This window comes from Mycobacterium scrofulaceum (genome assembly GCF_002086735.1).
In the GTDB taxonomy this organism is placed as follows: domain Bacteria; phylum Actinomycetota; class Actinomycetes; order Mycobacteriales; family Mycobacteriaceae; genus Mycobacterium; species Mycobacterium scrofulaceum.
In genome coordinates this window covers 109,399-128,911 of record NZ_MVIJ01000013.1, presented here as the reverse complement: position 1 = coordinate 128,911, position 19,513 = coordinate 109,399, and the positions used below count along the sequence as shown (strand labels likewise).

General features: G+C 69.3%; 19 protein-coding genes and 1 pseudogene. 12 read left to right on the top strand and 8 right to left on the bottom strand.

Features of this window, described 5'->3' with window-relative positions:
• Positions 1 to 235: 235 nt before the first annotated feature.
• Positions 236 to 1,399 (top strand): LLM class flavin-dependent oxidoreductase, encoded by a 1,164-nt coding sequence (locus BST44_RS11340; protein ID WP_083177207.1) that lies wholly within the window; start codon positions 236 to 238, stop codon positions 1,397 to 1,399.
• A 207-nt stretch (positions 1,400 to 1,606) separates the two neighbouring features.
• On the opposite strand, the gene BST44_RS11335 is transcribed toward BST44_RS11340, so the two are convergent.
• The gene (locus BST44_RS11335; RefSeq protein WP_083177206.1) at positions 1,607 to 2,074 is read right to left on the bottom strand and encodes an SRPBCC family protein; all 468 of its coding nucleotides are present in this window, start codon (positions 2,072 to 2,074) and stop codon (positions 1,607 to 1,609) included.
• A gap of 242 nt (positions 2,075 to 2,316) precedes the next feature.
• Here BST44_RS11335 and BST44_RS11330 point away from each other — a divergent pair.
• From BST44_RS11330 to BST44_RS11315, 4 genes and pseudogenes are all read left to right on the top strand, one after another.
• A pseudogene (locus tag BST44_RS11330) lies at positions 2,317 to 4,151 on the top strand (fatty acyl-AMP ligase).
• 90 nt (positions 4,152 to 4,241) lie between these two features.
• On the top strand, positions 4,242 to 5,474 hold the full coding sequence (locus BST44_RS11325; RefSeq protein ID WP_083177205.1) for a serine hydrolase domain-containing protein: 1,233 nt from the start codon (positions 4,242 to 4,244) through the stop codon (positions 5,472 to 5,474).
• An 89-nt stretch (positions 5,475 to 5,563) separates the two neighbouring features.
• Positions 5,564 to 7,891 (top strand): arylsulfatase, encoded by a 2,328-nt coding sequence (locus tag BST44_RS11320; protein WP_083177204.1) that lies wholly within the window; start codon positions 5,564 to 5,566, stop codon positions 7,889 to 7,891.
• On the top strand, positions 7,892 to 8,572 hold the full coding sequence (locus tag BST44_RS11315; RefSeq protein ID WP_083177203.1) for a GAP family protein: 681 nt from the start codon (positions 7,892 to 7,894) through the stop codon (positions 8,570 to 8,572).
• 12 nt (positions 8,573 to 8,584) lie between these two features.
• Here the strand turns inward: BST44_RS11315 and BST44_RS11310 are convergent, their stop codons facing one another.
• On the bottom strand, positions 8,585 to 9,436 hold the full coding sequence (locus BST44_RS11310; RefSeq protein WP_244184792.1) for a bile acid:sodium symporter family protein: 852 nt from the start codon (positions 9,434 to 9,436) through the stop codon (positions 8,585 to 8,587).
• 113 nt (positions 9,437 to 9,549) lie between these two features.
• Here BST44_RS11310 and BST44_RS11305 point away from each other — a divergent pair, with 113 nt between their 5' ends.
• From BST44_RS11305 to BST44_RS11295, 3 genes are all read left to right on the top strand, one after another.
• Positions 9,550 to 10,206 carry a hypothetical protein gene (locus tag BST44_RS11305; protein WP_083177201.1) on the top strand — a complete coding sequence of 219 codons (657 nt, stop codon included), beginning with the start codon at positions 9,550 to 9,552 and terminating at the stop codon, positions 10,204 to 10,206.
• Positions 10,207 to 10,322: 116 nt separating this feature from the next.
• Positions 10,323 to 10,688: a SpoIIAA family protein gene (locus BST44_RS11300; protein ID WP_083177200.1), complete on the top strand. Its 366-nt coding sequence runs from the start codon at positions 10,323 to 10,325 to the stop codon at positions 10,686 to 10,688.
• A 147-nt stretch (positions 10,689 to 10,835) separates the two neighbouring features.
• Entirely contained in the window at positions 10,836 to 11,609 is a 774-nt protein-coding gene (locus BST44_RS11295) for a YqjF family protein (protein ID WP_142274456.1), read from the top strand.
• On the opposite strand, the gene BST44_RS11290 is transcribed toward BST44_RS11295, so the two are convergent.
• Complete coding sequence (locus tag BST44_RS11290) at positions 11,610 to 12,380, bottom strand: SDR family oxidoreductase (protein WP_083177199.1); 771 nt, start codon at positions 12,378 to 12,380, stop codon at positions 11,610 to 11,612.
• A 59-nt stretch (positions 12,381 to 12,439) separates the two neighbouring features.
• Here BST44_RS11290 and BST44_RS11285 point away from each other — a divergent pair, with 59 nt between their 5' ends.
• Complete coding sequence (locus BST44_RS11285; RefSeq protein WP_083177198.1) at positions 12,440 to 12,916, top strand: nuclear transport factor 2 family protein; 477 nt, start codon at positions 12,440 to 12,442, stop codon at positions 12,914 to 12,916.
• A 222-nt stretch (positions 12,917 to 13,138) separates the two neighbouring features.
• Here the strand turns inward: BST44_RS11285 and BST44_RS11275 are convergent, their stop codons facing one another.
• Entirely contained in the window at positions 13,139 to 13,876 is a 738-nt protein-coding gene (locus BST44_RS11275; protein WP_083177196.1) for a DJ-1/PfpI family protein, read from the bottom strand.
• A gap of 17 nt (positions 13,877 to 13,893) precedes the next feature.
• On the bottom strand, positions 13,894 to 14,844 hold the full coding sequence (locus tag BST44_RS11270; protein ID WP_083177195.1) for a GlxA family transcriptional regulator: 951 nt from the start codon (positions 14,842 to 14,844) through the stop codon (positions 13,894 to 13,896).
• Positions 14,845 to 14,954: 110 nt separating this feature from the next.
• Between BST44_RS11270 and tpx the strand changes: the two genes are divergently transcribed.
• The gene (gene tpx / locus BST44_RS11265) at positions 14,955 to 15,449 is read left to right on the top strand and encodes a thiol peroxidase (RefSeq protein WP_083177194.1); all 495 of its coding nucleotides are present in this window, start codon (positions 14,955 to 14,957) and stop codon (positions 15,447 to 15,449) included.
• 161 nt (positions 15,450 to 15,610) lie between these two features.
• Entirely contained in the window at positions 15,611 to 15,925 is a 315-nt protein-coding gene (locus BST44_RS11260) for a DUF4333 domain-containing protein (protein WP_083177193.1), read from the top strand.
• On the opposite strand, the gene BST44_RS11255 is transcribed toward BST44_RS11260, so the two are convergent.
• Complete coding sequence (locus tag BST44_RS11255; protein WP_083177192.1) at positions 15,906 to 16,862, bottom strand: NAD(P)H-dependent flavin oxidoreductase; 957 nt, start codon at positions 16,860 to 16,862, stop codon at positions 15,906 to 15,908. The genes BST44_RS11260 and BST44_RS11255 overlap by 20 nt on opposite strands.
• Positions 16,862 to 17,239, bottom strand: a complete 378-nt coding sequence (locus BST44_RS11250; protein ID WP_083177191.1) for an NYN domain-containing protein — start codon at positions 17,237 to 17,239, stop codon at positions 16,862 to 16,864. Before BST44_RS11250 ends, BST44_RS11255 begins: the two co-directional genes overlap by 1 nt.
• A 145-nt stretch (positions 17,240 to 17,384) precedes the next feature.
• Here BST44_RS11250 and BST44_RS11245 point away from each other — a divergent pair, with 145 nt between their 5' ends.
• A complete protein-coding gene (locus tag BST44_RS11245; RefSeq protein ID WP_083177190.1) occupies positions 17,385 to 18,569 on the top strand; it encodes an acyl-CoA dehydrogenase family protein in 1,185 nt (394 codons plus the stop codon).
• A 17-nt stretch (positions 18,570 to 18,586) separates the two neighbouring features.
• Here BST44_RS11245 and BST44_RS11240 read toward each other — a convergent pair whose 3' ends face one another.
• On the bottom strand, positions 18,587 to 19,315 hold the full coding sequence (locus BST44_RS11240; protein WP_244184786.1) for a PE domain-containing protein: 729 nt from the start codon (positions 19,313 to 19,315) through the stop codon (positions 18,587 to 18,589).
• Positions 19,316 to 19,513 lie beyond the last annotated feature (198 nt).

The window sequence follows — 19,513 nt, the reverse complement described above, 5'->3', positions numbered from 1 at the left end:
GTTCACTCGATACAGGCAACCCACGTCCGATTGCAGCCCGAGGCCTTCGGCCTCACGCCGCCCCCCATACCGTCTAGCGCACCACAACACGACTTCCTCCCGTAGTCGGCGGGGCTGGGATCACCTGGCCCCGCCGGCTGAAACCTGACGACCACCGAGCGTTCTGCCCGATCACCTAGGCGGGGCACCGCATTCGCGTTATGGTTCTGCCCAACTCGGATGCAAGGGGACCTCGATGGCGAAGCTCAGGTTTGGATATTTCATCGCCCCGTTCCATCGGGCGGGCACGAACCCGACGCTCGCGTTGCAGCGCGACCTGGAGTTCATCGAGCACCTCGACGCCCTCGGCTTCGACGAAGTGTGGATGGGCGAACACCACTCGGCCGGCAGCGAGATCATCAGCTCGCCCGAGGTGTTCATCGCCGCAGCGGCCGAGCGCGCCAAGCGGATTCGCTTTGGCACCGGCGTCATTTCGCTGTCGTACCACAACCCGCTCTGGGTCGCCGACCGGCTGATGTTGCTGGATCACCTCACCCACGGCCGGATCATCGGCGGCGTGGGCCCGGGCTCCCTGCCCAGCGACTCGTCCATGATCGGACTGACCCCGACCGACACCCGCGAGCTGCTCGAAACGAACCTCGACATCGTCGTCCGCCTGCTGGCGGGGGAGACCGTGAGCGCCAAGACGGCCACGCATCAGCTGTTCGACGCCAAGTTGCAGCTCGCCCCCTATTCCGACGGCGGCATCCCACTGTCCGTCGCCGCGGTCGCGTCGCCGACAGGTGCGCGGCTGGCCGGCAAGCACGGCATCGGCCTGCTCTCCATCGGGGCGACGCTGACCGTCGAGGGCTTCAACGCGCTCTCCTACCACTGGGGCATCGTCGAGGAGCGCGCGGCGGCCTTCGGCACCCAGGTCGACCGCAAGAACTGGAGCCTGGTCGGGTTGTTCCACCTCGCCGAAACCGAAAAGCAGGCCCGCGAAGAGGTCAAGTTCGGAATCGAGCCGTGGTTCCGCTACTTCCAAAAAGTGGCCGCCTTCCCACAGATGACGATGCCGGGCGAGCAGCTCGACGAGATGATCGACGTCATCAACGACAACGGGGCGGGCGTGATCGGCACGCCCGAGCGGGCGCGCGAACAGGTGCAGCGGCTGTGGGATCAATCCGGCGGGTTCGGCTGCATGCTGCAGATGGGCCACGAGTGGGCGAATCCGGCCGCCACCAAACGGTCCGCCGAATTGTTCGCCGCCGAGGTGATGCCGCACTTCCAGGGCCAGGCGCAGCCGACGCTGGACGCCGCCGCGCGTGCCGGCCAGGCCCGCGAGGCGTTCGCGCAATCGCAGTTGGACGCCGTCGCGCACATGACCAAGAAGTATCAGGACGAGGTCGACTCGAAGTAGAGCTCCAGAGAGGCTTCATACCGAGAGGCTTTTTAGTGCGATAGCCGCCTCCCAGGTGCCGGCTAGGGTCGCGGCCCACAACTGAGGCATGACACCTGGCGCCCCCCACCGCCAGCGGCTACGAGCGGCCCTTCTCGCCTTCGTGGGAGCTGCGACCGTTGCACTGCCAACCCTGTTCGACGCCGCGCAGCTTTGGACGCAAAGCGCCTAGCGCTGGACGTTCGATTCGCGCTCGGCCGCCCTGACCAGCCGGCCGGCAAAGAACCGGACCGCCCCGCCCATGGCGGCCCGCACCACCGGACCGGTGCCGCGCACCCCCTCGGTGAACGATCCGGTCCAGCGGATATCGGTGCCGCCCAACGGGTTCGGCGTGAAGACCACCTCGCCCGAGTAGTCCTTGGCCGGGGTCGGGGGGCCGACGAGCTTATAGGCGTGCCGGCGGTCCTGCTCGTACTCGACGGTCTCCTCCTGCACCAGCACCGGCCACAACCCAACCTTGCGCACCGCGCCGATCCCGCCGGGCGCGGGATCACCCTGCCGCGCCCAGCTCGAGTGGACAACGATGGGCTTGGCCCACTGCGACCAGTTGGCGCCGTCGGTCACCAGCCGGAACAGCGTCGCGGCGGGCGCGCTGCTGGTCCGGTTGACCTCGAATGAATACTTCCTGCCTGACATGACCCAACTCCCGGTGCAATCGTCGACGACCCTGCGTGCCGCTCGCGCGTAGGCTACCGCTGACGCCCCGGGGGTTTTCGTCGGCCGTCCGCGGGAGCCGTGGAACGCGGGCGCGGCCGCACACGGCACACCGGGCCTGGCTTTCGAATTCGGTTCCCACCGAACGGCCTTCGGCCGCGGCGTGCCGACCGTCACCCGCACAACCGGGCAACCGCCGCGGTCACCTTGCCTACAGTGGGGTCATGGAATCCGGTTTCCGGCAGCACGCCAAAGCTCCCCCTGGCCTGCTCAGGATCGAGGACTGCCTGGACGCCGAGGGCAACATCATGCCGCCGCCAGACGTCACGCTGATCTCGTTGATCGACCGCAACATCGCCAACGTCGGCGACGCCGTGGCGTACCGCTTCCTGGACTACAACCGTTCGCCCGACGGGGCTGTCGAAGAGGTGACGTGGCACCGGTTCGGGGTCCGGCTGGAGGCCATCGGCGCGCACGTCCAACAGGTCGCCGGGCGCGAGGAGCGGGTCGCGGTCCTCGCGCCGCAGGGCCTCGACTATGTGATGGGTTTCTACGCGGCGATCAAGGCCGGAACCATCGCGGTGCCGCTGTTCGCGCCCGAACTGCCAGGCCACGCCGAACGCCTGGACAGGGCTTTGCGCGACTCGCGGCCGACTGCGGTGTTGACGACTTCGGCGGCGCGGCGCGCGGTCGAGGATTTCCTGGACACCCTCCCGCAACTGCAGCGGCCGCGGGTCGTCGTCATCGACGAGATTCCCGACTCGGCGCGGGAATCGTTCGCCCCCACCGAGTTACGCCACGACGACGTCTCGCACCTGCAGTACACGTCGGGCTCCACGCGGCCCCCGGTCGGCGTCGAGATCACCCATCGTGCGGTCGGCACCAACCTCGTGCAGATGATCCTGTCGATCGACCTGCTGGACCGCAACACCCACGGCGTGAGCTGTTGCCGCTCTACCACGACATGGGCCTGTCGATGATCGGCTTCCCGGCGGTGTACGGGGGACACTCCACGCTGATGTCACCGGCGGCGTTCGTCCGCCGCCCGCAGCGCTGGATCAAGGCCTTGTCGGCCCAGGCGGGGCGTGCCGTCACCGCGGCGCCGAACTTCGCCTACGAATGGGCCGCCCAGCGGGGGCTGCCCGCGCCCGGCGACGACGTCGACCTGAGCAACGTGGTGCTGATCATCGGGTCGGAACCGGTCAGCATCGAGGCGATCAACGCCTTCAACAAGGCGTTCGCCCCGTACGGTCTGCCGCCGACCGCGTTCAAGCCTTCCTACGGCATCGCGGAGGCCACCCTATTCGTCGCGACCATCGCGCCCGCCGCCGAGGCGACACCCGCCTACTTCGACCGCGAGGAGCTGGGTGCCGGTCGCGCGGTGCGGGTCGCGGCGGACGCCCCGACGGCGGTGGCGCAGGTCTCCTGCGGCCAGGTGGGCCGCAGCGAATGGGCCGTCATCGTCGAGCCTGACACCGGGACCGAGCTGGCCGACGGCCGCGTAGGCGAGATCTGGGTCCAGGGCAACAACGTCGGCCGGGGCTACTGGGGGCTGCCCGACGACACCCGCCGCGCGTTCGGCGCCCGCTTGCGATCGCGGCTCGCCGAGGGCAGCCACGCCGAGGGTTCGACGGCCGACCGGGCGTGGCTGCGGAGCGGCGACCTGGGCACATATCTCGACGGCGAGCTCTATGTCACCGGCCGGATCGCCGACATGGTCACCGTCGACGGCCGCGACCACTACCCGCAGCACATCGAGGCGACCGTCGCCGAGGCGTCGCCCCTCGTCCGCCGGGGATACGTGACCGCATTCGCGGTCCCCGCGGGGGACGCCGGACAACAACTGGTGGTCGTCGCCGAACGGGCGACGGGCACCAGTCGCGCCGACCCGCGACCGGCCATCGACGCGATCCGGGCCGCGGTCTCGCACCACCACGGGCTGCCGGTCGCCGACGTGCGGCTCCTGCCGGCCGGCGCCATTCCCCGCACCACCAGCGGCAAGCTGGCGCGCCGGGCCTGCCGCGCCCAGTACCTGAGCGGCGGCCTGGGCACCCACTGACTCCCCGCGCCGCGGAACCGGCCAAAAGACGCTGCCCGCCGGCGCCGCTGCCTTAGTCTCCACTCGGAGTCTCCACTCGGAGGAGCGACGATGGTGCTCAAGATTGCGGTATCGGCGGATCAGATTCACGGCGACGTGGATACCGGCTACGGGAAGGTCGCCGACGCCTTCCGCGCCAGCTTCCGCGACGGCGCGGAGGTGGGAGCGGCGGTCGCCGTCTACCGCGACGGGGTCAAGGTGGTCGACCTGTGGGGCGGCTACCGCAACGGGTTGGCGAAACAACCCTGGCAGCCCGACACGATGGTGAACATGTTCTCCACGACCAAGGGTGTCGCCGCCCTGGTGATGGCGGTCGCCGCCTCCCGCGGACTGTTCTCCTATGACGCCAGGGTCGCCGACTACTGGCCGGAGTTCGCGCACGCGGGCAAGGGCGATGTGACGGTCCGTCAGCTCCTGGGGCATCAAGCCGGCCTGTGCGCGCTCAAGCCCAAGCCGACGCTCTCCGACGTCGCCGACCCGGACAGGCTCGCACCGATTCTGGCGGGCCAGGCACCGGCCTGGCGACCGGGCACCCGGCACGGCTACCACGCGATCACGCTCGGCTGGTACGAGTCCGAACTGATCCGCCGGACCGACCCGGCGGGCCGCACGCTGGGCCGCTTCATGGCCGACGAGGTCGTCCGGCAGCTGGGTCTCGACCTCCACATCGGCTTGCCGGATTCGGTCGACCGGGGGCGGGTCGCGCAGGTCCACAATTGGGTGCGCGCCGAAACGCTGCTGCATCTCAAGGTGATGCCGCCCGGATTCGTGGGTGCCTCGCTCAACCCGGTCGGCCTCACGGCGCGCACCATCGCCGTCCCGCGCGGCGTCAACGCGTTCAACGGCGACTACAACCGCGACGACGTGAGGGCGGTCGAGATCCCGTCAGCCAACGGCATCGGCACCGCCCGGTCGGTGGCACGCTTGTACGGCAGCGCGGCCACCGGGGGCGCCGAGCTCGGCCTGGCCGGCGACACCGTCGATGCGCTGGCCGCGCCGGGACTGCCGCCGAGCCGGGGCATTCGCGACAAGGTGATGAACGTGGACGTCGCGTATTCACTCGGATTCTGTAAACCCTTGCCGCACTTCGCCTTCGGCTCCTCGGGCCGGGCCTTCGGGACCCCGGGCTTCGGCGGGTCGTTCGGCTGCGCGGACCCGGACACCGGCGTCGGCTTCGCCTACGTGATGAACCGGCTGGGTTTCCACCTGTGGAGCGACCCTCGCGAACTCGCGTTGCGGCAGGCCCTGTTCCGCGATGTGCTCGGCGTGCGGCCACAGACGTGACGCCGGCGGGAGCGCACCCACCTGGGTGAAGGCGCCGAAATTGCATGGGGGACGGCCGGGGATCCGCAACACCAGCACCAGGAGGCGCGATGGTCGACCTGCCCCCCCACCAGGAACGACTCCCCGGACACACCGACTCGCCGGCGGACCCGTCCATCCCAGTCCGGCCGTCGATCGTGCATCCGCCCGCGGGCGCTCCCAACGTCGTCGTGGTGCTGCTCGACGATGTCGGATTCGGGGCCGCATCGACTTTTGGCGGGCCGGTGCCGACACCGGCGCTGGACCGGGTCGCCGGCGCGGGCTTGCGCTACAACCAATTCCATACGACCGCTTTGTGTTCTCCTACGCGCGCCGCACTGCTGACCGGACGCAACCATCACAGCGCGCACATGGGCACCATCTGCGAAATCGCATACGGGTTGCCCGGTTACGACAGCGTTATCCCGCGAAGCACCGCCACGGTCGCAGAGGTGTTGCGGTTGAACGGCTATAGCACGGCGTTGTTCGGCAAGGCGCATTTCACCCCGACGTGGGAGACGGGGCCCGCCGGCCCGTTCGACCGCTGGCCGACCGGTCTGGGATTCGAACGCTTCTACGGCTTTCTGGGCGGCGACACTTCCCAGTACGAACCCGCGCTCTACGACCAGATCACACCGATCGAGCCGTACGTCGGACGCGACGACTACCACCTGACGGAGGACCTCGCCGACCGGGCGATCGAGTGGATCCGGCTGCAGCAGACGTCGGCGCCGGACAAGCCCTTCTTTGTGTACTTCGCGCCCGGCGCCACGCACAGCCCCCACCACGTGTGGCCGCAATGGTCGGACCGATTCGCCGGGCGGTTCGACGACGGCTGGGATGCGTTGCGGGAACGCACATATGCCCGCCAGCTCGAAATGGGCATCATCCCCGCCGGCGCACGGCTGACGCCGCGACCCGAGCAGATACCGGCATGGGCCGACTACGACGACCGCTACAAGCCGGTGGCCCGGCGACTGATGGAGGTTTACGCCGGCTTTTTGGCCCACACCGACGCCCAGATCGGGCGGGTCATCGACGCGGTCGACCAGTTGGGGCAGTGGGACAACACCCTTTTCATCTACCTCTGCGGCGACAACGGCGCGTCGGGAGAAGGAACGCTGCACGGCGCCTGGAGCTCGCCGGCGTTCCAGAACGGGATGCCCGAAGATCCCGAGTGGCTGCTGGCCCACATGTCCGACTTCGGCACGCGACGATGCGAGAACCATTACAACGTCGGCTGGGCATGGGCGCTCGACGCCCCGTTTCAATGGATGAAACAGGTGGCGTCGCATTTCGGCGGAACCCGAAACGGGCTGGCGATCTCGTGGCCGCGAGGCATGACGGCGGCGGGGGAGCAGCGCGAGCAATTCCACCACGTCATCGATATAGCTCCGACCATCCTGCAGGCCGCCGGCATCGAAATGCCGGCCCGTGTCGATGGTGTCGAACAGAAGCCGGTCGAGGGCGTCAGCATGATGTACTCGTTCGACGACGACTCGGCGGCCAGTCGGCGCACCACTCAATATTTCGAGATCTTCGGCAACCGCGCCGTCTACCACGAGGGTTGGATCGCCTCGTGCTTTCACGGCCGGCTGCCCTGGGTACGCGCCCAGCGCGCGACACCGTTCGGCGACACCGAACGCTGGGAGCTCTACCGTCTGGCCGAGGATTTCAGCCAGGGCGTCGACCTCGCGGCCCAACACCCCGACAAGCTCGCCGATCTTCGGGCGGTGTTCGACGCCGAGGCGCGCAAATACGACGTCTACCCGCTCAGCGACGCGACGCTGGCGCGCGCGCTGCCCGTCAACCGGCCACACCCGCTGGGCGGGCGCACCTCGGTCACCTACTACGCCGGGCAGGTGCGCATCCCCGAACCGGTGACGCTGGGCTACACCAGCACCTCCTTCGAGCTGGTGGCGCAACTGTTCATCCCGCCGGGCGGGGCTCAGGGGGTGATCATCAGCATCGGCGGCGCGATGGCCGGATGGAGTCTGTACCTCTGCGACAGCGTTCCGCACTTCGTCTACAACTACTTCGGCCATGAGCTCACCACCGTCGCGGCCACCGAGCGATTGTCAAAAGGCCCAGTCGCGCTGCGGGTTTCGTTCGACTACGACGGCGGGGGGTTGGGCAAGGGCGCCCTGGTGTCGCTCCACGTCGATGACGCCGAGGTGGCCACCGGCCGCGTCGACCGCACGGTGCCGTTCCGGTTCTCGATGAGCGGCGAGACCTTGGACATCGGTACCGACACCGGCTCCCCGGTTGTGCCGTACGGGCACGACGTCCGGTTCACGGGCCGAATCGACCGGATCGAGGCCACCGTGTGTCCGCAGCCTGCCGATCTGGCCGCGGCGATCGCCGAGGCGGAACTGCGCGCGGCACAGGCAGCGCAATAAATGCTCGCCGTCTGGGGCGGCCTCATTCCGTTGATCCTCGGCAGCGCACTGGAACCGGTCGAGATCGTCATCACGATCATGCTGCTGGGCACCCCATCGCGTCTGCGAGCTGCCGGCGCCTGGGTTGCTGGGCACATCAGCACGCGCCTGCTGCAAGGCCTCGTCTTCGGGTCGATCCTGCATTGGGGATCCCGCAGCGCCGACTCGAATCGCCAGCACCACTGGATCGTGTCCACCGTGCTGTTGGTGGTGGCCGTGCTGTTTCTGGTCACGGCGGAGCGGGAGCTGTTCACCGACGACGACCCCAACGCGCCACCGCCGAAGTGGATGACCATGCTGACGTCGGCCACCCCCGCCAAGGCCTTCCTGATCGGCGCCGGCGTCATCACCGTCTCGGTGAAAGCCTGGGTTTTCACGCTGGCGGCGATCGGGGTGGTCGGCGACGCGAATTTGAGCCGGCCTGCCAATATCGGTTTGTACGTGGTCTTCGTGGTGCTTGCCGCAAGCGCGAACCTGCTCATCGTCGGTGCTGCTGCGATTTTCCCGAGGCGATCCCGCTCGCTGCTGGACCGCGTCCTGCGCTGGCTGCAGGACCATGACCGGTACATCGTGATCGTGGTGGGCGTGATTTTCGGGATCTGGTTCGGGACCAAAGCCCTTCGCGGCTTAGGGATTCTGTAAGGCCGCCCGCAGTTACGCGGGGGACGGGGCCGCGTGTCGGCGCATCCAGAAAGTGTAGAGCGCCCCGATGACGGCGGTGACCACACCGTAGAGCGCAACGGCGCCGTGTTCGTCCGCGTTGGGAAAGTTCGCCGATGCGATGGTCAGCGCGGTTGCGGGGTGGCGGCAGCTGCTGGCGAAGGCCAACACCGCCGATGACTGGGGGTCGGGCCCGCCCAGCACGTGCCCGACGGCGAGGGTGCTGGACACGAACAACACCATTGCCACCAACGTCGATTCGCCCAGGAGCCGCCACATGCTCGGCGCCGCGGCGATCAGCAGGACGACCATGGCCACGGGCAACGCCCACCGCTGCACGCGGTCGATCGGCCGCTCGATGCGGTCCGCGAGTGCCGGCCAGCGGGTACGGATCGCCACGCCCGCGGCGAGCGGCGCCAACACCGACACCAGCATCAGTTCCGCGATGGCCCAAGGGTTTGCGACGTACTGATGCCCGAACACCCGCCCGACCAGCGGCACCGCCACGGAGATCACCGGGACGGCGAGGACGGCGAGCACGACGACGAGGCCGAGCCCGTATTGCTCCCGCCCCCCGGCCTTCTCCCCCCGGCGCGGCAGCAGCGGCGGCAGCGGTGAGATCGCCAATGTGACCAGCGCGATGGCCACCTGGGGCCGCAGGTTCAGCGCGCTGACCAAGACCGCGGCGATCACCGGCGCGACGAGCAGCACGGACAACAACGAACGGACCAACAGATCCGGCAGCCGCAGCACGTAGATGACATCGGCGAACCGCGCGGTCAACCCGTACCCGAGAATCACCACGAAGAGGCTGATTTGAAAGGCCAGCCGCGCCGCATCAGCCATGCTCACAGCGGCCAGCCTGCCACGCCCGGCGGAGAAGGGCAGGCAGATGGCCGGAGTCGGCGACCCCGCTCTCGACGCGCATGTCGGCGATCCGCTGGTGGCATCCTGGCCGTGTGGGTTTACTCATCCGGTTGGCCGAGCTGTTGATCGTGATCCTGCCCCTGGCTGGAGCGACCGTCGCAGCGGTGCGAGCGTTCGGCGCCAACCGCCGCCGGCCCGAACAGCCTCCGCATCCCGACCGGACCGAAGCGGCGCCAACGGGCGACAATCACGTCGCACAGTGGACGTCGCTGCGCCGGGTCATCGAGGAGCACGGCCGCACCGACGCGCGCTGGCTCGAGTACGAGCTCGACGTGGCCAAGTTGCTGGACTTCCCGCTCATGACCGACATGCGCGACCCGCTCACGATGGCGTTCCACAAGGCCAAGCTCCGGGCCGACTTCTTGCGCCCCGTGAAAGCCGAAGACCTCCTCGACGACCGCGAGGCCGCCGCGCAATACCGGGCCGCCGTCGAGGACTACGTGACCGCCTTCAGCGCCGCCGAGACGGAAGCGCGGCGCAGGCGCCGCAGCGATTTCTCCCGGGCGGACCAGCAACGCATCGCGCGGGCCGAAAACCTGCTACGGGTGGCGTCGGACGCCGCCGCGACCACACAGGAACGTCGGCACGCCTACGACTTTGCCCGCCGAGAACTCGACGGGCTGATGGTACTGCCCGCCACGACGCAGGACCGCCTCGAGCGCGGGATTTCCGGCGAGCTGGAGAGTTAGGCCGCGAGGCCGCGGCCCATCGCCGATGACCTTCGCCTCTTACCCCCCGCGCGCCGGTGCCCGCATCATGGCGGCATACGCCACCTGAAGACCCAGCGAGCCGCGAGGAGCAAGCCATGATCGAATACGACCTGGACACCGAGCATTCGGTCCTGGAAGTGCGACCGAAGGCCGCGCTCGACAAGAGCGATTTCGACGAACTCGCGAAAGCCGTCGATCCTCAGATCGCGGCGAAGGGCGACCTCGCCGGCCTGATCATCAGCGCGGCGTCGTTTCCCGGCTGGGACAGCTTCGGGGCGATGGTCACTCACTTCCGCTTCATTCACGACCACCAAAAGCACATCAAGAAGGTCGCGGTGGTCACCGACTCGCTTCTGGGGGACGTCGCCGAGCATCTCGCGTCGCATTTTGTGTCAGCCGAAATCCAGCACTTTCCCGCCGATCGGATCGATCGGGCGCGACAGTGGATCAACGGTTCGTAAGTCCTTGCGGCCGGACTCAACTCGGAGGCCAGGAAGTCGGCCCGACCGGTGGGGTCGGCGAGTTCTTCGACGTGCCGACAATGGCACGGTGCGCGGCGGTCCCGCCGGCCCGGCACCCCTGACGGCGGCGCGTGTCACGATGGTCCGATGACCGCCACGCCCGACCCGCCGCTCGCCGGGCCCGGCGGGAGCGAGGCCCTCGCGGGATTTCCCATCACGCCGCCACCGCTGCCCGGGCCGGTCACGTTCGATCAGCGCTGGCGCGATCTGACCTTCCTCCACTGGCCGGTGCGGCCCGATACCGTCGAAGCCCTGTACCCGCCGGGCACCCGGCCCGACGTCTTCGCCGACGGGATGACCTACGTCGGTTTGGTCCCATTCGCCATGGACAGCACCAAAGTTGGCTCTTCGCTTCGGCTTCCGTACTTCGGCAGCTTCCCCGAGACCAACGTCCGGCTGTACTCCGTCGACGACTCCGGCCGCCACGGTGTGCTGTTCCGGTCGCTGGAGACGGCGCGGCTCGCGGTCGTGCCGGTCGTCCGTGCCGGCCTCGGCGTCCCCTATACCTGGGCGCGGATGCGGCTGACCCGGCACGGCGACCGCGTCGCGTATGCGAGCGTGCGCCGCTGGCCCCGCCGCGGCTTGCGCTGCCGCGTCGAGGTCGTTGTCGGCGCCCCCGTGGAACCGACGCCGCTGGAAGTCTGGCTCACCTCCCGATGGGGCGCCCACACCCGCAAGGCCGGCCGGACCTGGTGGATACCGAACGAGCACGAGACCTGGCCGTTGCGGGCGGCCGAGATCGTCGAGCTGGACGACGAACTGGTGGCGGCCGCCTCCGTGCGGCCTGCCGGCGAGCGGCTGCGCGCGCTCTTTTCGCCTGCTGTGCGAACGCGTTTCGGCCGCCCCAGCCGCGTCGCATAGCTACGGGCAGGTGTATCCGCCGTCGATCACGATGTCGGAGCCGGTCATGTAGCTGGACGCCTCGCTCGCGAGGTAGAGATACAGGCCGGTGAGTTCCTCGGGGCGCCCGATCCGGCCGAGCGGTATTTTCGGCTCCCACAGGCGGTGGTATTCGGTCAGCGGCTCCACGAGTTCGGTGAGGATGTAGCCCGGGCTGACGCTGTTGACCCGGATGCGGTGCGGCGCGAATTCGACGGCCATGGCCTTGGTCAGGTGAATCACCGCCGCTTTGGACGCGCAGTAGTGACCCACTTGCTGCGGGACGTTGATGATGTGACCCGACATCGACGCCGTGGTGATGATGGCGCCGCCCTGCCCCTGCCGGACCATCGCCCTGGCGGCCGCTTGCGCGGTCAGGAAAACGCCTGTGACATTGGTTTTTTGGATGTCCTCGAACTCGTCGAGCGACATGTCGAGCATCCCGTTCACGGTGATGACCCCGGCGTTGCAGACCGCGATATCGACGCCGCCCAGCTCCGCGGTGACCCGCTCGAGCATGTCGGTCACCTGGTCGGGTTGGGTCACGTCGCAGACGATCGGCACGACCTTGCCGTCGCCGTCCGCCGCGATCTCCGGGGCGACCCGCTCCAAGCCGTCGGCGCGGCGCGCGGCGATGGCCACGTCGGCACCCGCTTGCAGGTACGCCCGCGCCACTTCCTTGCCGATGCCGCTGGATGCCCCGGTGACGAGCGCCCGCTTGCCGCGCAGATCGAACAATTCCAAGACGTTCATGCCACATCCCTATCCCAGACGAGCGACCAATAAGCGGAACACGTTCTAGTGTGTCCGCCATGGGCAAATTCACCAGGGCAGAAATCGAGCAGGCGGTCGAGAACTACACGCGGGTCGTGGAGGGGTGTAGCGCCTCGGGGGATTGGCGACCGTTCGCCGACCTTTTCACCGAGGATGTCGTCTACACCGAACACCACTATGGGGTGTTCCATGGCCGCGAGGCCGTCCGGGACTGGATCGTCGCCGTCATGGCGCCGTTCCCGCACATGCGATTTCCGTCCGACTGGACCGCCTACGACGAGGACAACGACGCCGTCGTCGTGATGATCAAGAATCTGCTCGACCACCCGACGGATCCCGAGGGCGAACCCTTCTGGTTTCCGAACTGGACCCGGCTGGTCTACGCCGGGGACGGCTTGTTCTCCAGCGAGGAGGACATCTACAACCCCAACCGGGATGCGCCCGGCGTGGTTGGCGCCTGGCTGCAGGCCGGGGGCCGGCTGGAGTCGGATGCGATCCCGCAGCCGGGGGCTTGACGTGGCGATCGCAAGCGCGGCGTAGCCGGGCGCGGCGGGTCGCCACCATCCACCCGTGGCGATCGCAAGCGCGGCGTAGCCGGGCGCGGCGGGTCGCCACCATCCACCCGTGGCGATCGCAAGCGCGGCGTAGCCGGGCGCGGCGGGTCGCCACCATCCACCCGTGGCGATCGCAAGCGCGGCGTAGCCGGGCGCGGCGGGTCGCCACCATTTATTGAGCCATTAAGCCGAAGCAGCCTGGCGCCCCCGTCGCCGTGAGCGCACGGCCGCAAGCGCCTGCTCCCAGGCCAGCATCGTCGCTGCCTTCACGTTTGCCGGTTTCGCACTCTCCCTGGACAGCAGCGCGGTCGCGGCCGCCTTCGTGGTCGCCGACGCCTTCGACAAATGGCCCGAGTCGAATGGCGGCTGGGGATCGTATTCGATCGCCAGCTGGATCGCTTTCGCGCGGCCTTCGCCGGCGATCTCGCCGGCCAGCCACAGCGCCAGGTCGAGTCCCGCCGACACCCCCGCGCAGGTGACCACGTTGTCCTGGTGCACGATTCGCTCGTCACCCACCGGGACGGCGCCGAACGCCTTCAATGCCGGAACGGTGAGCCAGTGCGACGTGGCGCGCCGGCCCGCGAGCAGGCCGGCGGCCGCCAGGATCACCGACCCGGAGCACACCGACGTCGTCCACCGGGCGGTCCGGTCGGCCCGTCGCAGCCAGTCCAGCAGCGCCTCGTCACGGGCATGCACCGGTGTGGCGGGGCCGCCCGGCACGAGAATCACGTCGGGCGAGGGTGTTTCGGTCAGCGAGTGGGTGGCCCCGATGACCAGGACGCCGGAGTCGGCGGTGATCGGACCCGTCTGGTGCCAGACGAACCGCACCTCGGCGTCCGGCAGGTTGCGCAGCACCTCGTACGGGCCGATCATGTCGAGCGCGGTGAATCCTGGATATGTCACGATCGCGATCTGGGTCATGGTGCAGTCCTTTCTGGTCAGGCGAACGCTTTGCGGTACTGGTCGGGCGGGATGCCGACCCGGCGAAGGAAGTTGCGCCGCATGGTTTCCGCGGTACCGAAGCCGCAGCGGGTGGCGATCGCGACGACGGTGTCGTCGGTCTCCTCCAACTGCCGGCGCGCGGCCTCGGTGCGGATCCGCTCGACGTATTGCCCGGGCGCCTCGCCCACCTCGGCGGTGAACACGCGGGTGAAGTGGCGCGGGCTCATCGCCGCCCGGCGGGCCAGCTCGTCGATGCTGTGCTCGCCGCCGGGTTCCGCCTCGATCGCCTCCTGCACAGCGCGGATCGAATTCCGTTTGGCGCGCGGCATCCACACCGGCGCCGCGAACTGCGTCTGCCCGCCGGGGCGGCGCAGGTACAGGACCAGCCAGCGGGCGACGGTCTGTGCGACCTCGGTGCCGTGGTCGTCCTCGACCAGCGAGAGCGCCAGGTCGATCCCCGCGGTGACACCGGCGGCCGTCCACACGGTGTCCGAGCTCCGGACGAAGATCGGATCGGCGTCGACGTCGACCGCGGGAAACTCGCGGGCCAGTCGGCCGGCGAATGCCCAGTGCGTGGTCACCCGCTGCCCGTCCAGCAGCCCGGCCTCGGCGGCCAGGAAGGCGCCCGTGCAGACAGTGACCACCCGGCGGGCGGTTGCCGCGACGGCCTTGATCCAGCCGATCAGCTCGGCATCCGACCGCGCCGCGTCGATGCCCCCGCCGCCGGGCAGCACGACGGTGTCTACGGGGGCACCCGGGTCTGGCAGCGGCGCCGCGACGAAGGCAAGGCCGGTCGGCGTCGCCACGGGCCGACCGCCGACGGAGGCCACGACGACGTCGTAGCCGCCCCCGGTGAGGAGCGCCGCGCCGGTGAAGACGTCGTGCGGGCCCACCACGTCGAGCGCCTGCACGCCGGGGAACCCGACGATGACCACCTTGCGAGCCATGGACTCAAGTGTTCGGCACACCCTGGCATGTCGTCTACGCCATGCAACCCACCAATTAGGACAAGGGACCTGGCCCATGGCTGCCGTGGCGGGCTTGGCAGACTGTCCGCATGGCACAGATAACGTTGCGTGGAAATCCGATCAACACCGTCGGCGAGCTGCCTGCCGTCGGATCTTCGGCGCCGGCCTTCATCCTGACGGGCGGCGATCTGGGAGCGGTCAGTAGCGACCAGCTCGACGGTAAAGCCGTGGTGCTCAACATCTTCCCGTCCGTGGACACGCCGGTCTGCGCGACCAGCGTCCGGACCTTCAACGAGCGCGCCGCCGCCAGCGGCGCCACGGTGGTGTGCGTGTCGAAGGACCTGCCGTTCGCGTTCGCGCGGTTCTGCGGGGCGGAGGGCATCGAGAACGTCACGACGGCCTCGGCGTTCCGCAGCAGCTTCGGCGACGACTACGGCGTCACCCTCAAGGACGGCCCGATGGCCGGGCTGCTCGCCCGGGCCATCGTGGTGGTCGGCCCCGACGGCAAGGTCACCTACACGGAGTTGGTTCCGGAGATCGCCCAGGAGCCCAACTACGACGCGGCGCTTGCCGCGGCGGGCTGACCACAGCTAATCGGCTTCGCGCATAGAGCGGTCGTCGGGCGTGCGTTGCGAAGCGCCCGGCGTCCGCCACTCTGAGCTGTCCCAATGCGCCGGATGCGTGTTAGCCTGACCCATCCACCGCGCGGGCGGTGGGCGGGTCGGCGGCAAAGGAGTACCGGCGAATGGATTCCGGTAAGTTTCGCGTTGCGTCCGGTGTGCTGGTGCTGGCCGCGGTCGGCCTGCCGCTCGCCGCGTGCGGCACCAAGACGACGGTCAAACCCGACGGCGCCGCGCAATCCGTCGTCGACGTCGTCTCGAGCCAAACGGGATTCCGCCCGGCCGACGTGAATTGCCCTTCCGGCGTCGAGGCGAAGGTCGGCCAGGAGTTCGACTGTCACTTCACCGGCCCGGAGGGCAAGCCCTACACCGCGCACATGCGGATAACCAAAGTCGAGGGTGAAAAGGTCGTCTTCGACGTCAGGAGCCGTCCGAGCTAGGCCCGAGCCGACCCGCGGCCCCCGCCAGGGCTTCGCGACATCCCGCCCACATCCGCTCGATGATGTCGGCGGCCGGCGGGACGTCCTGTATCCGCCCGGCCACCTGGCCGGTGTTCGCGACGCTGGCGTCCAAGTCCCCGTCGAAGTAAAGCCGCTGCACCCGTTGCAGTGCCGCGGTCCCGCCGCCGGACGACGCTGCGGCGTCCAACCTCTCGGCGGCGGCCGTCCGGATGACCCGCATCATGCGTGTGCCGTCGAGGGGGAGCAGCACGGTGGACGTCTCGTCGGCCGCGACGACCGCGCTCTTCAGATTGCCGTGCACCGGCGAATCGGCCGATGCCAGCAGCCGCGTGCCCATTTGCACGCCCTCGGCGCCGAGCACCACGGCGGCAGCCATCGAGCGCGCGTCGCAGATTCCCCCCGCGGCCACGATCGGTACGCCGACGTGGGCGGCCACCAACGGCAGCAGCACCATGGTCGACGCACCGAATCGGTTCTTGAACCCGCCACCCTCGACGCCCTCCACCACGAGACCGTCCACCCCGGCGTCGACCGCTTTGCGCGCCGCCGCAAGGGTGCCGACGACGTGGAACACCGTGATGCCGGCATCGTGGAGCCGGCCGGTGAACAGCGCCGGATCACCGGCGGAGGTGGTGACGAACCGAATGCCGTTGGCGGCCAGAAGATCCACGGTGGCCGGGTCGCGGTTCATGATCAGCGCGATGTTGGCGCCCACCGGACGGTCGGTGAGGTCACGGACCCGCCGGAGATCGGCCCGGCCCTGCTCGGAGGTGGTCTCGATGATGCCCAGCGCGCCGGCGTTGGACACCGCGGCGGCCAGCTGGGCGCCGGCGATGTAGGTCATCGGCGCCTGAATGATCGGGATGTCGATCCGCGCGAGTTCGCAGACCCGGTTGGGTGCGGCGCCCGTGATCATCACCCCCGCGGATCGATGAGGTCGCGGAAGCCCGCGGCGGGGTGGACCGCCGCGCCCAGGCCGACGACGCGGTCGGTGAGCCCCCTGTCCGACGTCACCACCCGAATGTCGTGCGGGCGTGGATCGGCCAGGATGCGACGGACGATCTCGTCGTCGCCAGAGTTCGCGGCCGCGTGGGGCGCATACGCGATCTCGATCACCGACGCGGTCATGGCGGTCGACGGCGGTCGCTCGAACACGACCGTCACGGGGTCCGGCTGCGTGGCAGCCCACTGGTCGAGGCGGTCCACCAGCATGAGCATGGCGCGGCCTCGGTCCTTCCACCAACCGTCCGGGCGGCTCCCGATCACATTCATGCCGTCCACGATCCACCGCACGCCCTTACGGTAAGGCGCCGTTTCGCCCTACCAATCACCACCCCGCACTTCGCGGGGCGCGATTTCATTCTTTTCGACGTTGAGTCGTTGGTACGGTCACCGATGTCAGTTTCCGCGGATGCCGTCGCACAGTTGGGACAGGTGAATGACGTTGACAGCCGACACCGATGACCGGATCGTCTCGCTGGCTCGCGGCATGCGCGAGCTGGTGCGCGCCGAGGCCGCCGATTCCGAGCGGGCGCGCACCCTGACGCCGGCGATCGTCGACCAGATGTGGGCGAGTGGGCTGATGTCGGCCTTCAACCCGGTCGCGGCCGGCGGTGTGGAGCCGTCGTTCACCGAGATGATCGAGACGTGGATCGAAATGGCCTGGCAGGACGGGTCTTTCGGTTGGGTCGGCATCGCCAACCTGCCGTCCTCGTTCGCCGCCGCAGCGTACCTGCCCGAAGAAGGCTTCGCCGAGGTGTTCACCGCGCACGACAACCGGGTCACGATGGGCGGCCAATTCTTCCCCAACGGACAAGGATCCGCGGTCGACGGCGGTTACCTGGTGAGCGGGTCGTGGAACTTCGGCTCGGGCACCGGTCACTCGCAGTACATCGCGGCCGGCTTCCTGCCCATGGACGACGGCGAGATGCGCTGGATCAGTGAAGGCTTCCCCGAGATGCGGGTCGCGGTCATTCCCCGTGACCAGATCAGCTTCGACGACGGCTGGTTCGTGCAGGGGCTCAAGGGAACTGGGTCGTATGACTACAGCGCCCAGGAGGTGTTCGTGCCGGCGTGCCGCACCTTCGAGCTGTTCACGCGGCAGCCGCATCGCGGCTCCTCCCCGGCCGCCCGGATGGGGTTGATGCCGGTCACCGCGGCCGGCCACGCGTCCTGGGCGCTGGGGGTGGCCAAGAGCATGCTCGATGACGTCCAGGAGCTGGCCGCGACGAAGTTCCGGATGAGCGACATGGCGTCGCTCGCCAGCCGGCCCACCTTTCAGAAGGGGCTGGCGCACCACCGTGCGGCCTGGCGCGCCGCTCGCCTGCTCGTGCTCGACGCGTTCACCACCGCCGAGGCCGCGGTCGCGTCGGGGAAGGAGCTGACACCGGCGCTGCGCGCGGACATGCGGGTGGCCGCGGTCTACGCGACCGACACGGCCCGCGCCTGCGCCGAGTGGGCGCACCTGGTCGCGGGCACCAGTTCGATCCGCGAGGGCAGCCGCCTTGAGCGCGCGTTCCGGGACATCTACACCGGCACACAACACGCCTTCATCAGCGAGAAGGTGGCCATCGACGTCGCGCAGATCTGGCTCGGGATCATCGACGACCAGCCCGGTCTGTGAGTCGCTGACGCCGCCGGTTACACCAGGCGTTGACCCGGCTGTTGGTCGGGGGAGTCATCGCGCCCGGGCTCGTCGTTCTGCCCGGTCAGCGACGAGGCAAGGCCGGGCCCGGAGGCGCCACCGGCCGAGGCGCCCTGGGCCAGCGAGCCCAACGAACTCAACGGGGCGGCGCCAGCGCCCAGCAACGTCGACGCGGCGCTGGCCGCGGCGGGCATCGCGGGGGACGGGCCCGGCATCGTCGGCGAAGTGGTCGGCACCGTCGGGGAAGTGGTCGGCACCGTCGGGGAAGTGGTCGGCACCGTCGGTGCCGGGCCGGCGACCGGCCCACCTTCGACCAGGTTGGCCAGGGGCGGCGTGCGGGGGGCCGAGCCGCCCGCCCCGGGCACCATCTCCGCCCGCAGCAGTCCACCGCCGCCCCTCGGACCGACGAAGGTCTGGCCGGCGATGCGGCCGCCGGCCGAGTCCAAAGTGCCCGCCGTCTCTCCGTCGACCTGGGCGTACATCCGGGCGATGTCGGTCAAGGCGACGCCGGTGCGGGCCACCTCCTCCTGGGCCGCGGTGTTCAACGCCAGCATCGCGGCGCCCTCCGCGGCAAAGGCCGCCACGGCCTGAATCGAGACCATGTCGGCTCCGGCCGGAGCCAGCGCGGTCACCGCCGCCGACGCGGTCGCGGCCGAAGCCAAACCGCGGGTTGCGATTTCGACCACCTGAAGCCCGATGGCGCCGGCAGCTGGATCGTGTGTCATGGGTTCCATATGCGTGCTGCTCCTGTGCGAGCGTTGAGCGCCGATACGTCGGGGGCCAGCTGCGCTGGGCGGTGCATCAAGTCTAAGGGCGCCGGCGGTGTGCTGCCCACACTTCCTTTCCTCCCGGCGCGCACCGGCGCCGTCCCGTGCGAGCACGACCCACCAAAGCTCGGCGTGCACCGGGGCAATAGTGCCTGC